This is a genomic window from Mycoplasma haliaeeti (assembly GCF_048284645.1).
Lineage (GTDB): Bacteria > Bacillota_I > Bacilli_A > Mycoplasmatales > Metamycoplasmataceae > Mycoplasmopsis.
In genome coordinates, this window is the sequence record NZ_JBLWAB010000004.1 from 23065 (window position 1) to 38327 (window position 15263).

The 15263-nt window shown below is 29.6% G+C and carries 12 protein-coding genes; 2 read left to right on the forward strand and 10 right to left on the reverse strand.

The annotated features are described in order from the left end of the window. Nucleotides 1-173: 173 nt before the first annotated feature. On the reverse strand, nt 174-3755 hold the full coding sequence (gene secA, locus ACNQ2T_RS01605) for a preprotein translocase subunit SecA (RefSeq protein WP_418035818.1): 3582 nt from the start codon (nt 3753-3755) through the stop codon (nt 174-176). 418 nt (nt 3756-4173) lie between these two features. Between secA and ACNQ2T_RS01610 the strand changes: the two genes are divergently transcribed. Continuing rightward, complete coding sequence (locus tag ACNQ2T_RS01610) at nt 4174-5466, forward strand: putative cysteine peptidase (RefSeq protein WP_418035819.1); 1293 nt, start codon at nt 4174-4176, stop codon at nt 5464-5466. Beyond that, on the forward strand, nt 5444-6007 hold the full coding sequence (locus ACNQ2T_RS01615) for a hypothetical protein (protein ID WP_418035820.1): 564 nt from the start codon (nt 5444-5446) through the stop codon (nt 6005-6007). The genes ACNQ2T_RS01610 and ACNQ2T_RS01615 overlap by 23 nt, the downstream gene beginning before the upstream one ends. A 257-nt stretch (nt 6008-6264) precedes the next feature. Here the strand turns inward: ACNQ2T_RS01615 and hpt are convergent, their stop codons facing one another. The 9 genes from hpt to mnmA all read right to left on the reverse strand — a co-directional run bounded on the left by hpt (nt 6265) and on the right by mnmA (nt 15099). Further along, the gene (hpt, locus tag ACNQ2T_RS01620; protein WP_418035821.1) at nt 6265-6840 is read right to left on the reverse strand and encodes a hypoxanthine phosphoribosyltransferase; all 576 of its coding nucleotides are present in this window, start codon (nt 6838-6840) and stop codon (nt 6265-6267) included. Further along, nucleotides 6824-7489 (reverse strand): deoxynucleoside kinase, encoded by a 666-nt coding sequence (locus ACNQ2T_RS01625; RefSeq protein ID WP_418035822.1) that lies wholly within the window; start codon nt 7487-7489, stop codon nt 6824-6826. Before ACNQ2T_RS01625 ends, hpt begins: the two co-directional genes overlap by 17 nt. An 88-nt stretch (nt 7490-7577) precedes the next feature. After that, nucleotides 7578-8177 carry a hypothetical protein gene (locus tag ACNQ2T_RS01630; protein ID WP_418035823.1) on the reverse strand — a complete coding sequence of 200 codons (600 nt, stop codon included), beginning with the start codon at nt 8175-8177 and terminating at the stop codon, nt 7578-7580. Between the two features lie 215 nt (nt 8178-8392). Further along, entirely contained in the window at nt 8393-9559 is a 1167-nt protein-coding gene (locus tag ACNQ2T_RS01635) for an IS256 family transposase (protein WP_418035824.1), read from the reverse strand. A gap of 174 nt (nt 9560-9733) precedes the next feature. Further along, nucleotides 9734-10231 (reverse strand): transcription elongation factor GreA, encoded by a 498-nt coding sequence (greA, locus tag ACNQ2T_RS01640; protein ID WP_416755339.1) that lies wholly within the window; start codon nt 10229-10231, stop codon nt 9734-9736. 36 nt (nt 10232-10267) lie between these two features. Further along, a complete protein-coding gene (locus ACNQ2T_RS01645) occupies nt 10268-10921 on the reverse strand; it encodes a BC85_0335 family putative methyltransferase (RefSeq protein WP_418035825.1) in 654 nt (217 codons plus the stop codon). A gap of 1 nt (nt 10922) precedes the next feature. Further along, complete coding sequence (ruvX, locus tag ACNQ2T_RS01650) at nt 10923-11360, reverse strand: Holliday junction resolvase RuvX (protein WP_416756114.1); 438 nt, start codon at nt 11358-11360, stop codon at nt 10923-10925. Then, nucleotides 11348-13972 (reverse strand): alanine--tRNA ligase, encoded by a 2625-nt coding sequence (alaS, locus tag ACNQ2T_RS01655; protein ID WP_418035826.1) that lies wholly within the window; start codon nt 13970-13972, stop codon nt 11348-11350. Before alaS ends, ruvX begins: the two co-directional genes overlap by 13 nt. 11 nt (nt 13973-13983) lie before the next feature. Further along, nucleotides 13984-15099, reverse strand: a complete 1116-nt coding sequence (gene mnmA / locus ACNQ2T_RS01660) for a tRNA 2-thiouridine(34) synthase MnmA (RefSeq protein WP_418035827.1) — start codon at nt 15097-15099, stop codon at nt 13984-13986. Between the last annotated feature and the right edge of the window lie 164 nt (nt 15100-15263).

The window sequence follows — 15263 nt, forward strand, 5'->3', positions numbered from 1 at the left end:
TAATTGCTATATTATAGTTTAATTTTAAATTTATAAAAATATTAAAAAAACCTTCTAATGAAGGCGATTGGCATCAAAGTTACTACACTCGATGTCGGCTCGATAGTATTATACACTATAATGCTAGAAGCGATAATAAAATTCACCTATACTAGGCTAGGTGAACTTTAATTTTATAATCTATTTTTTAATTCCACAAAGTAGTCAACATATTCTAAGGCAACATTGTGTAATGTGTAGCAGTTGCATTCTTCATTTTGACCAGCAACATTGTCACATGCACATTCTTCTTGTGCACATTCTTGAGCAATTTCATCATTTGCTGCTGCTCTAGCTGCTTCAATTTCGTTAATTCTTTTTGCAATGTTTTCAGAATCTAATTCTTGCATTCTTTCTTGGTAAGCTAAAATAGCTGAAGTTGATTTCTTTTCATCAACGTGACGTTTAACTGTGTTAGCATTTGCATTTGCTTTACAGTTTCCACCACAGCATGCTCCACCAACTGGTTGCATAATGTTTTCTTCTCTAGTTTCCATTGTTTCAAAATTGCTATCATCTTCTTTAGCAACTTCTTCAACTACTTGTTCCATTGCTTCAGTTGCTTGGATATCTTGTTCAACTTCTTTAGCACATTTACATTCTTCTTCTGAAGGACATTGGCATTTGTCGTCACAATTACATTTTTTAGCAACAACTACTAATTCTTCAATAACTACAGGTTCTTTGTGTTTAATTTTTTCAATAATTATTTCTTCTGCTACTTCTTCCACAACTGGGATTTTGTTAAATTCTTCAAATTCTTCAGCAGTTAATTTTCATTGTCTTACGTGTTTACAGTTTCTAAAATTTCTAGAACATCTAAGGCATCTTTTCATGTTATTCTCCATTTCTTCTAAATCTACTTCTTCATATGTGGGTAATGAAACATATTGAATGATAAATTTTCTTGGTCTACTTGGGAATCTTCTCACAGGATATAACGTATGAGCACGAAGTACTCTGTGTTGGTTGTCCCTTGTTATTGAGTTTTCCATATATAAATTATATGGTTTTTCCTTGTTTTTCTCTGCAAAATTATTCTTTTTTGTATTTATGCTATTTAACTCAATATTTGAATTATTAGCATTATTTTGAGCTTGATTATTTTGGTAATTTTCTTCTAAAAAGCTTGGTGTATTTTCTTCAGGTACAAATGAGGTATTAGCTTCTTGTAAGGCTTGATCCATTTTAGCTAGTTGCATAGCTTTTTCTTGTTCAATTTCATCAAGTCTACGTTTAATTGAATTATAAATATCAATTAAAGTACGTTCTTGATCCTCAATTGAGCGATATGGATCCATTGGCATAGTTGATAAGATTTGTTGGAAAACACTATCAGCACGCATTTCTTTAGTAATTAATGATTTCATTCCAATTCTATTTGAGAAAATTCTTAATAACACACCATAAGCAATATCATCAATCATAGCATCAAAGGCTTTAGTTCCTTCTTCAGTATAAATTTGGTAAGGGTTCTTTTGTGAATATTGAACTAAGTTAACATTTGAACGTAATTTATCCATTTTGTTAATGTGAGCTTGTCATTTTTCATCAAGAGTTTGTAAAATAGTTTCTTTTAGTAAACTTAAAATTTCATCTTGGCTAGCATTTTCAAACGCGTTTTCTTGTCATTGTTCATAAACTGTAAGTACAATATTGGCAATATATTCAGGTAAATCACTTTCATGAACTTTTGAAATTTCTCCTAAATCAAAGTGGAATTTAATTAAACTTCCAATATTTTCATTTAAGAAACTTACTAGTGCAGCGTAATTATAAGTATTATTGTGCAATCTGTATTCACCTCTACGAACAATGCTACGAGCTGAAGAAGCAATCATTCTTTGTACAATAAAGACAATATCTCTACTATATAGGATTAAATCTCTTTGAGCATAGATTAAATCACGTTGTTGTCTAATAACATCATCGTAATTTAAAACAGATTTACGTGAGTCATAGTTAAATCCTTCGATTTTCTTTTGTGCATGATTAAAGGCAAAACGTAATTGTTTATTAGTTACTTCTTTACCTTTTGAATCTGCATAGGCTTCTTTAAAGCTTTCATAGTTGGCAAATCTTTGCATTAATTGATCATCAATTGAGACAAAGAATTTACTTGTACCAACATCGCCTTGACGTCCAGAACGTCCTCTTAATTGGTTATCAATTCTTCTTGATTCAGCTTTATCTGTTCCAAGCACATATAATCCACCACGTGCAAGTGCTTCTGCAGAAGGCTTAATGTCTGTTCCACGTCCAGCCATGTTAGTTGCGATTGTTACTGAAGCAACTTCACCGGCATGTGAAATAATTTCAGCTTCTGAAGCATTTTGCTTAGCATTAAGTACTGTATGCGGAATACCACGGTTAATTAACATTTTGTGAACGATTTCTGAATCTTCAATTTGCGCAGTACCAACTAAAACTGGTTGTCCTTTTTTATATAGCTCAATAATTTTTTCCACTACAGCATTTCATTTATCTTGGGCTGTAGCAAAAATTGCATCAGGTTCATCAATTCTAGCAATTGGTTTATTAGTTGGGACTACATTTACCCGCATGTTATAGATATCAATGAATTCTTGTTCTTCAGTTTTACCAGTTCCTGTCATTCCGCAAAGCTTTTTAAACATTCTAAAGAAGTTTTGATATGTTATAGTTGCCAATGTTTTAGTTTCTGGTTCAATTTCAACCATTTCTTTAGCTTGAATAGCTTGTTGCAATCCTTCTGAATAACTACGCCCATCCATGATACGACCAGTAAAGGCATCTACTAATTCAATTTTTCCTTCACGCACAATGTATTCAACGTCAATTCTCATGATCTTGTGAGCTCTAAGAGCATTTTGCACAAGGTGCACAGTTTCTGAATTTTCAATATTATAAAAATTAGGTGTGTGGTAAAACTTATTAGCTTTTTCAATACCAGCATGTGTTAAAGTAACTGCCTTAGATTCTTCATCAATTAAATAATCATTTTTATTTAATGTACGAACAAATTGGTCTGCTGCAAAGTATGAAGAAGTATCTTCAGCATCTCCACCAGAAATAATTAAAGGTGTTTTTGCTTCATCAATTAAAATTGAATCTACCTCGTCAATTAAACAGAATTGTAAACCTCTTTGAACTTTTTCACTTCCATCCTTAACCATGTTATCTCTTAGATAGTCAAAACCTAGTTCAGAGTGTACTGAATAAGTAATATCAGCAGCATAAGCATTACGTTTATCAAATGGGTTCATTTGTGCTTTATTAATACCAACTGTTAGGCCTAAAAAGTTAAATACTTGCCCCATTTCGATAGCATCACGTTCTGATAGATATTCGTTAACTGTTGAAACAATAGCTCCTTTACCTAACAAGGCATTTAGATATACAGGAGCAATAGAGGTAATAGTTTTTCCTTCTCCTGTTTTCATTTCTGCAACTGATCCTAAATCTAAAAGCAATCCACCTAGAATTTGCACATCATAAGGACGTTTTCCTAGTACTCTTTTAGTTGCTTCACGAGCTACTGCAAAAGCATCATTTCTAATATCATCTAAGCTATAACCTTTAGCTAATAAATCCTTGAAGAATTGAGTTTTTTCTTTTAATTCTTGGTCAGTAAATTTCTCAACAATAGGTTCTAATTGATTGATCTTTTTAAGAGCTTTTTCAGCAATACGCATTTCTGTAGTCTTTAGATCGAAAAATTTATTTAAATTACTCATAATGTTTAAATTATACTGACTTTTTATTTAAATAAAGGGAATTATTAACTATAAAGTAATGCAATTACTAGTACTTAATAGCTAATTTATGTAAATATATTTCTATATCATAAATCAATATATGAAATAAGAATTGATGTTTATTGCACTGAAACATAGATATAGAACAAGCTATAACAAAAATGTGGAACACTTTTCATGATATTAAATATGCCTTCCTATAAGAGTATAATTAAAAATGGAAGAAGTAATTTCTTCCAAATAAAAAATAGAGGTTATTATAAATATGTCAATATTTAGAAAAAAACTTTTCAGCATTGTTCTATGTACGGGATTGACACTTACACCAGCAGTCATTATGTCTGCAAATGTTGATTCATCGAATAAAGAACTTATTTTAAAATCTGAACTCGCAAGGATGAATAAACTCACTCATAAATCTAATCAAATCATTTTTAGCAAGGAAATTAATGATATTCATAATAATAAAGTTTTGCTAATCGCATTTAATAGTACATATTCCATTGTAGATACAAACAACTTTTTAACTTTAGAAACTCATTGGTATGATATTTGAAAATATAAAAACAGTGAAAATCTTATTTACATTCCTACATATGGTCTTTTTGAAAAAGTCCTTTTTGATAAAGTTTTGAATGTTGAAACTAATCTTCAATATGACATTAATAGTTTTTTAGTGTCAACAAGCCAAAGTGATATACTGCACAATTTAGAATTTATAAATGAACAAAAAAACAAAAGGATTGAAGATATTAAAAATAGTGATTTGACTTTATCAAGTCCATATTTAATTCGAGGATCAGAATCAGCGTATAAGCCACTTGATGATTCTTTCATTTGATTAGGCTCAGAGCGCACTATTTACACAGAACCATTTGTTTCTGATTTAGTTGAACATAGTTGATGATGACTTACTAGAGATTCTGATCAAAGAATTGGATATGATGAAGATAGAGCTGATGAATTCTTTGATAAATCAGTTTCATCAGGATGATGTTGTTACAATGCATTAGCAAATCTTCTGCTATACAATGAGTTGTTTAAATATAAGGGTGTTTTTTCAACTGATGAATATAACAATTTCATAACAGTAGATAAAAATACAGAAAATAAACTCCAATATTCATCTCCAGTATTCAAATGAAATAAATATAATGATATTGTCGGGAAAGATGAAGATAGAAAAAGTTTTCCTTATTATTTACATAAATTAAATAATAAAAATTATAATTTTAAATCTTCTGAAACAGGTGAAAAACTTAACGAACTTTATAATAAATTTATTATAAGTAAATCAGCTAAAAATAGTTATGAATCAGAGTATTCTGATCGTAAATCTAAAGCTTTCAAATATGCATGGCGTACGATAATAAATGATAAATTACCTGTAATATTAAGTGTTGGAGGAGTAAAATCAGACCCTGGATTTAACCACGCATTTATTGCTTATGGATATGATAGAGACACAGATCAATTTTTAGTAAATAATCTATGAGGAGATAAAAAAACTAGTGCTTGTTTAATTTCCTACTATATCAAAGCTGATTATTATTCATATTTTACTATAAAGCCAAAAAACTTTAATAATTACTATATGTATTCAGATAAATATTTTACATATGAAAATGAAAAATATAATTGAAGAAATATAGAAGATAGGATTCTTTATGACAGAGATGCAAAAGTATAACATTAAAAAGGCATATTTAGGTTTATATAACATAGTTGTTATTGGTTTCATATTAATTGGATTAATTTCATTAATTTGTTTAGTAAATATGAAACACAAAATACCTATTACTGCTACAACTGCAAGTATGAATTCACCTGTTGTTTATACTTATGAATATTCCAATAGTTATGCTGTATATGTATGAAAATATAGATGGCTGATTAATTTAGTTTTCGGATTAGTTTTATATGCAGCACAAGTTATCTATTTATTAATCAATAAAAACAAAGTTCTTTATTCATTATTACCTTTGATTTTTATAAATAAAATTAACTTTGCTAATAGCCCTAAGTGAAGTGTTATAACTACTGATATCACAAACTTAGTGATCACATTAGCTCTTATAATCACAAGTATTGTTATAATGAGTATCAACGATAGTTGAATGTTACCAAAATATATAGTACATATTTTAGTGCTTGGGATTGTGCTACTTGTAGCATACATTCCATTACTTTATAACAACATAGTAACAATTTACACACATAAGTCTGAATAATTTCTAACAAGAAGCAAAATAGTTTCTATTCATTCCACTGAACTATTTTGTTTTTTTAATTTTCTTTGTAGCAGCATGCTAACGCTTGCATTTTTTACTTGTTTTATTCCAAGTTACTACTAGATAATTATTTCTAATGCTAAGCTACTTAAAATAGATACTATTAGACAATCATTTTACTTTCTTAAAAAAAATAAACTCAATCCCACATTTAGGATTAAGCTTAATTTCAACTATCTTTATTATATTATGATTCTTTATTTAATAAAACTTTCATCAAAGACACCAATGTAAGGCAAGTTCCGTAATTTTTCATCGTAATCTAGACCAAATCCAACTAGAAATTCATCAGGTACAATAAAGCCATAATGGTCAGCTTGAAAATCAACCTTACGGTTATAAGGTTTATCCATCAAAGTTAGCACTTTTAAGCTATGAGGATGTCTTTCTTTTAACATTGAGCATACTTTTTGGAGGGTAATTCCACTATCAATAATATCTTCAACAATTAAGACATCTTTTCCTTCGATATCATTAGCTAAATCCATGATGATTTTAACACTTCCGCTGCTTGCATGTGAGCCTGCATAAGTGCTTACAGTCATAAAGTCTAACTTATGATCTACTTGAACACTTTTAATTAGTTGAGCTAAAAAAGGAATAGAACCCTTAAGTAAACCAACAATAATGAGATCATTTGAATCTTTATAAGTTTGATTAACTCAGTTTGCACATTGCACAATATGCTTTTCAATAAAAGCTTGGTCAAAAAGTACTTTCTTAACCATTGGATGTACTTTTGTTTGCTTATTCTTATTAAATATTTGTAACATGATTTTCTTTATACTCCTCAATTAATTGAACTGCTTGAGCAAAGACTTGTTCTTCACTTAGAACATTAGTATCAATAATGGCATATTTAATATTGTAGGTATTAGCAATCTTAATAAAAGCATCTTTATAAACTTGATAAAGTTCCTTAAAATAAGCTTTATTTGCTTCATAGTTATCAATTTCAACTTTTCTTCCACGGGCAAAAAGTCTCTTTTCAAAATTTTCATATGAAACATCTAAAAAGATAGCAAATTCAGGTAACTCATTTTGACTAACTAAAACTTTAAACAGTGCGTCATAGGCTTGCATAGCTTTAGGTGACAAATTCTTTAAGTTAACCAAAGCAAAAACATAGTGTTCTGCACTGAAACGATCTAGGAATAATAAATCTTTATTTGGCTCCATTTTAAGTTGATTAAATTTAGCAATAGCTTTATCCACATTGGCTAAGTGGTTTTCAACCACATAAGCTTGAAAAGATAAATCTAAATTAGGTCTTTTTTCATAAAATCAATTTAACATAGTGGTAAAGACTTCATCATTTTCTGAATATTCCTCAAGTAAGATTGAATTTTTATAGTGTTGTAATAGTTTTGAAGTCAATGTGCTTTTCCCACTACTAATCATTCCTGAAATCCCAATAATCATATGCACCTCCTTGCAGTTATAGCAATTAATATTTGTTTTATTATAAAGCAAATTTAGGTCCTAAGTTTAAAAAAATCAAAATACTTTTTTAGTATTTTGACTCCTTTCAAGATTCTTGAGCAGTTTTGTTTTTGACTCATTTTAAAAATGGATATAAAGCTAGTGAAACAGCTTCCAATACACCTCATTCTACTAGCATATTTATTCAAATTAAGCCAAATCAAACTTTAGCATTACCAATGTTTAGATCCTTAAATTGAATTGTGATAAGTAAAGCACTTGATACTAACATAGTATTTAGCATAAAGATGCAAAAAGCGTAAATAGCTACTGAAGCTAGATTAAAACTTCAGACCTTAAATAACAGATAATAAAGGCCACAAAGAATTAGACCCAGCACTATTCTTGGCACTAGTGAAATATAAACTAAATTAAAGATTGGAAACTGTAAAATAATTGATCCAATAAAAGATCACAGTCCAAAATTAAAGCAAGTTCATAAAATACCAATGTAACCTAGGTGAATTGAGGCAATTAATATAATTAGTGGAATAGTGGTTATTGATACTATTCCAACAGTAATATAGCCTGTATAAGGTGTAAACGTAAAAACGATTATTATTGCTAAATATAGAGCTAAGTAAACAATCGTTTTGATATCTCATATATTTGTAATACTCTTTTTCATAGGAAGTATTATATGATAAAAGTGTAATATTTCAAAATAAAGTTTTATTCCTACTGTATAGGAATAAAAATCGCTATAAAGTTAAAAAAGCTTATTTTTCATTGAATTTTATAGTGCATTTCTATTTTTTTTGATAACGGACCAATTAGTGGGTCCAAACTCGTTCTTTAATTTATAACGACTTGTAAAAATTATATATAATTTATGTGCATTACCTATAAGATAATGCGTTTGTTAGCTCAGTTTTTCGTTATTCACAGGCTAGCAAGATTACAAAAATATTGAAGCGTTCTCACACTAGCGTGAGAGCGTTTTTCATTTATGTATCTTTTAAGCGCTGAATTAAAATTTTCACTTATATTGTTTGTATAAATAAATTTTCTAAGCTTTATAGGCAGTTTCATAAACTTCAAAATTTCATCTAATGATTTTTCTAATATTTCTACAGCTTTTGGATATTTGTCATAGTGAGTTTGCTTAAAATATATAAACTCTTTTTCTGCAATTTCTAGGTTTGACGCTGTATAAATCTTTTTAAATGCCTCAACAAAAGATTTTCTATCCTTATAGTTTACATGTGTAAGTGCATTTCTTATCTTATGAATAACACATTTTTGTACTTGTGATGTTGGGAAGATTTCTTTTAGAACATCATTACCTGAGAAATCATCGCAAATTATGAATTCTGGATCAACCAATCCTCTTTCTTTTAATTCATATAGAAACTTACTTCAATTTATCTTAGATTCAGCATCTTGCACTTTCATAGATAAAAGTTCTTTATAGCCATCTTTATTTATGCCAATTGCTGTGTATACTCCTACCTTATAGCTCTTTTTGATAAAATTTTTCTTATCTTCAACATCAAAAATGTTTTCAGCAATTTCACCTGTTATGGGATTGTATCACTTCATAACATTGTGATATGAAGCATCAATAAATAGAGCTAATCATTCTCCTTGAATATCATGTTTAAACATTTGTGATGACAATATATCTATCTTTTGTTTTATCCTATTTATTAAAGAATGTCCGACTTTAATTCCTGTGAATAGTTCAACAATTCTTGAAACTTGTTCATATGATAAGAAAGAAGCTAGAAGTATTGCGATTAAAGTTTCAAAATCCCTTGAGCATTTTTCATATTTTGCTAATGCACTGGGAATAAAGTTTTTACCTCTTACTCTTGGTATTTTTAATGTAATTTTTCCATTCAAAGTATATTTTGTGGATTCTCTATAGCCATTTCTTTTGACATTGCTATCTGGATTTAAATCTTTTTCTTCTCTTATAAAAGACTTCGCTTCTTTTTCCATAGTATCATTAAATTGTTCAATCATAGATTCTGTAGTTATACCTAAAATTTGTGCTAGTTCTTTCATCTGTCTTCCTACTTCTGTCAATTGTTTACTTATATATTTATTTAAATTAATCATAACAAAAATAACCCCTTCTTTCGAACGAGTTATTTAAAAGACACATTATTTGGTCTGTTATCTTTTTTTTATTTTTACCCTTTTATGCCTATAATGTAGGGATAAAATAAAAAAATTTAGCTATACGCTAAATTCTACATTTTCTATTCTAACATTGTATTTTGTTGCTGTATCTACTTCAACGATATCACCAACTCTTTGACCTAACATAGCTACTGCAAGAGGACTCTTGTTTGAAATTTTTCCATCAAATGGATCTGCATCGTGCACACCCATGATTGTAACTGATTTTCTTTCTCCTGTAGCAATTACTGTAAATTCTACTTTAGAACCAATTGTTACAACTTCTTGACTTTGGTGTTTTTCATTTCCTTCAATTAAAACAGCATTATCAAGGATTTGTTCTAATTCAGAAATACGTCCTTCAATTGCTCCTTGCTTGTCTCTAGCTGCATCATATTCAGCGTTTTCTGACAAGTCACCTTGTGCTCTAGCTTCTTTTAAGGCAGCTTGTACAGCTGGTCTTTCAACATTAATTAAATGTTCATATTCTTTTTTGTATTTATCTAAAGTTTCTTGTGATAAATATACTTTTCCTTGTTGTTCTGTATTTGGCATAACAATCCTCTTTCTAATTTACTATATTTTACCTTATTATTTTTTAACTATAAATAGATATTTTGAACTTATATATGACACTTCATAAGGCATATCTGTCATTTTTAAATAGCTAATCATACGTTTCATTTCGCTTCTTGGGTTAGCAAATGAAACTAAAATCATTCCCTTGTGTAATTTCTTGCTTAATTTATCAAAGATATCATTGATATCCCCTTGAGCATTCATAAGAATTAAGCAATCAATTTCGCCTTCATCATATAATTTGATTTCATTTGGAAAATGATCAGGGAATTTTAATCTTAAATCCTCTAGTTTATCATATTGAATTTCTTTAGAATAAACATAAGTTTGACCCTTAATTTTTTGGGCTATAGCAACAATTGGGAATAAATCTTGATTATTAACTACTAGCACATTTTTATATTCATTCCGATAAATGGTATTAATAATACCTTCAATGTCAATATCATTAGCTTTTGATTTTAGGTAATCTTTTAATTCGTATGGTAGTTCACCTAAATCGTTTCTCAAGGCTTGAATTTGAATCATTGCTTCTTCTTGAGTTTTCTTTAGCATTTTATTACGCATTTTTTTAGCTAACACTTGCATAACAATGTAAATTACAAAACCAATTATAACTAGCACTAAGGCAGAAACGCCTAATGCTACTCTAGCTTCATGAGTCATCTTATTTACCTCACTTGTTTTGATAATAATCTAAGTAATCTTGCAAAATAATTAATGCTGCTAATTGATCTTTTTTAGCCTTACGCTTTTGTTGAGTTAACCCAGCTGCCATCATAGCTTCATTAGCTCTTTTAGTTGAATATTGTTCATTAACAAAGAGCACTGGCAAATTAAAGCGTGCAATTAGTTTTTGCTTAAAGTCTTCTACCATATAGGTACGTTCGCTTTTGTCACCACTTATTTTAAGTGGATAACCTAACACAATACCATCAATTTTGTTTTTGTATTGGTTAAGATAGAACTCAACACGATTAAGTGCAGCTTCAAAATCATTTTCAGCAAACATAAAGTTCTCAAGACCACTAGCTATAATTTCATTTTCATCAGTTATAGCAAAGCCACAACTTTTAGTTCCTAAATCTAATCCTAGTTTTCTCATACTAATTCTTCTTGCATGTAGTCTAATAATTCATTAGCGCTTGCTACTTTACCCATTGATAAAATAGCATTTCCACCACCACGACCATTAAGCTTTTTAAATAGTTGTTGGGCAATAGCGTTTGAATTATAAGCTTTTGAAGCTACCACTAACATTGGATTACTTTCATCTGAGCTAAGTACTACTAAAATATCTTGGTACTTTTCTCTCAATGTAGAAGCTACAGTTTTGATATTAGCTTTATCAATTGCTTGATTTAAGTACACTTTGTGACCTTTAATATCAAGTAATTCAATATTGTCATAGTCAAATTCAAAGCTACTTGCTAATTCTTTTTGAATTTTCTTATTATCTTCTTTTAAAGTTTCAAGTGTGCCTTGTAAGTAATCAATTGCTGCTTCTTTATCTTCAGGAATGTTTAATTCATAAGTATAGTCTTTATTTAGTTTAACATTCTTTTCAAGCATTTTATCAACTTCCACAAGTAACTTGTCAACTTCTTCTTCTAAGTATTCATTAACTAAAGCATTAGAAGAGATAGCTCTAATTCTATAAATTCCAGCTGCTTTTTTATCAACATTAGTAATCTTGAAGTTTTCAAGTTTAGCTGTATTTGAAAGGTGAGTTCCTCCACAAAGGTCAGCTGTAATTCCATCAAACTTAACAATACGAACATTTTGAGGATTCATGTATTCTGATTCTTCAAGAGTCATAATTGCACCAAGTTCTTTAGCTTGCTCAGTGGTCATTTGTAAGTAATCACGTTTAGCATTTTGTGCAATATAGCTACGTACTAGACGTTCTACTTCTTTAATTTGCGCATCTGTAGGTTTACTATCAGCTGGAAGGTCAAAGGTTAAACGTTCTTCATTGTTATCTGATCCAAGTTGTTTAATTTGATTTCCAAGCACATTTCTTAGGGCACAAAACATTAAGTGTGTTCCTGAGTGGTTTCTTTCAAGTCCTAAACGAATTGTTTCATCAACAAAACATTCAACAGGTAATTCTTTATTAAGCTTACCTTCTACTTTGTGAATGTGGTTTCCAAATTTATCTTTAAATACATCTAAGATTAAGATTTTTTCATTGCCTTGTTGCATATAACCACGGTCGTGTTTTTGTCCACCACTAGTTGCATAAAATGGAGTTTCTTTTAAAACTACGTAAGCAACACCATTTGCACTAGCAACTTCTTTTTCAGTATCAAGTAAGTATAAAATGTCACTAACATTGTGAGTAGTTTCATATCCAACAAATTTATCAACTTTTGATTTTAGAATTGTAAGTGAGTTAATAACTTTATCCATTCCAGATAATTTAGCATTTCTTGAAGCATCAGCATGTTCTTTCTTAGCTTTTTCATATCCTTCATAGTCAATCTTGATATTCTTTTGTTCTAAAATTTCAGCTGTTAATTCAACTGGGAATCCATATGTTTCAAATAATTTGAAAGCAACATCACCAGGGAAGATTACAATATCATCATTTAGGTAATTGTTTAATAGGTTTTTACCATTTTCAATGGTACGTGAGAAGGTTAATTCTTCATCCTTAATAATTTGTTTAATTGGTTCAACTTCATATTCAAAAGGTAAGCTAGCTTTAACAACATCAACTAATTTATATAAGAATGGTTCATAGATTTTAAGTTGCATTGCTTTATAAACACTTCTACGAATTAGTCTTCTTAAAATATATCCTCTACCAACGTTTGAAGGTTTGGCACCATCAGCAATAGCATTTGTTACAGTACGCATGTGGTCAGCAATAACTTTGAAACATGAGTTAATAAACATTTGTTCAGGTTCTTTAGTAAAGTAGTTATTAATGTCATATCTAAACTCAGTGAATTTTTCAATTTCATGAATAATAGGTAAGAATAAGTCAGTATCAAAGTTAGTTGGAGCATCTTGCATGATAGAAACGATTCTTTCAAGACCAGCCCCGGTATCGATGTTCTTTTGTTTTAATTCTGTATATTCACCTTCACCATTTGAATTATAAGTTGAGAAAACAATGTTTCAGATTTCAATATAACGATCATTTTCTAGGTCTTCTTTTAATAATTCAATTCCTCTAGCATCATACTTTACTCCACGATCGTAAAATATTTCAGTGTTGGGTCCACAAGGTCCTGATCCAACTTCTCAAAAGTTCGTATCTTTGCTTCCTGGTATCATGTGGTCTTCTGCAAAACCATGTGACATTCATTCATTTTTAGTTTCTAAATCTTCATAGTAGTAAGTAAAATAAAGTTTTTCTTTATCTAACTTAAGTACATCAAGTAAAAACTCACTAGCAAAAGCGATCGCTTCTTTTTTGAAGTAATCCCCAATTGAGAAGTTACCAAGCATTTCAAAAAATGTATGGTGACGAGCTGTAATACCAACATTTTCAATATCGTTAGTTCTAATTGCTTTTTGAGAGTTGGTTAATCTTTTTGCAGGTGCTACTTTTTTACCAGCAAAGTAATCTTTTAAGGTAGCTACCCCACTGTTAATTCATAAAAGTGAAGGGTCATTATGTGGCACTAAACTTTTTGAAGGCACAATAAAGTGTCCTTTTGATTCAAAAAATGATAATCACTTTTCTCTAATTTCTTTTGAATTCATAAAAACCTCTTTTAAATGTAATCTTTCTTAATATTATCCATATATATTTCATCAATAATGGCTCCACCAATACATTTGTCACCATCATATAGTACAACTTGTTGTCCAGGAGTTACTGCTGAAGCACCTTCTGGATAAAAGACTTTAATTTTACGATCAGGTAAAAATTCTACTGTAACTTTAATATCCTTTTGTCTATATCTAAATTTAGCTGATAAATTGTCAGGATTAAAATCAGTGTTATTTAAAGTTAAATCGCTAGCTAGTAAACTATTTGAGATTAAATATTCAGGGTGTGAGTTAGGAGCTACATATAAAATGTTTTGTCTTACATCATGACCACAAACATAATATGGTTCACTCATTCCACCTAAATTAAGCCCTTTACGTTGTCCAATTGTATAGTAGAAACAACCAATATGTCTGCCTAATTTCTTTCCAGTAGTAATATCTACAATATTACCTTCTTGAGCAGGAATATAGTTTTGTAAAAACTGTCCAAAATTTCTTTCACCAATAAAACAAATTCCAGTTGAATCTTTTTTAGTTGCTGTTACTAAGTTTAACTTTTTAGCAATTTCTCTAATTTCAGGCTTAGTTAATTTAGCAAGTGGCATAATTACTTTTGCAAGTTGTTCATGTGTTAGTTGTGCTAAGAAATATGTTTGATCTTTATCTTGATCAGCTGCCCGGTATAAATGTCCATTAACTACATTAGCATAATGTCCCATTGCTATGTAATCAGCTTTTAGTTCATTAAAAGCATATTTGGCAAAAGCATTAAACTTAATGTACTTGTTACATAAAATATCTGGGTTAGGGGTACGCCCTTTTTTGTATTCTTCGATAAAGTTTTCAAAGACATTATCTCAATATTCCTTAACAAAATCAACACGGAAAAGAGGAATATCTAATGCTTTGGCTACAGCTTGCGCATCTTGATAATCTTTTTCTTGTGGACAAACGTCTTGTGAAATATCTGCATTTCCTAAGATATCATTGTTAACAATACTGTCTCAATTACGCATAAATAATCCAACAACGTCATAACCTTGTTGTTTTAAAATGTAGGCTGCTACAGAAGAATCAACTCCTCCTGACATTCCAATAACTACTCTTTTTGTCATATATATTCCTCCTTAATGTATTGTTATTAAATTTATAAATAAATTTTATAACAATATCACATTTTGCACAATTATATAAATCTAAAACTCCATTTTTTTAATGCCTAGGGCGTAGGCATAAAAATATATCACACAGATTTTCAGTGTGATATAAAAGTTATTAT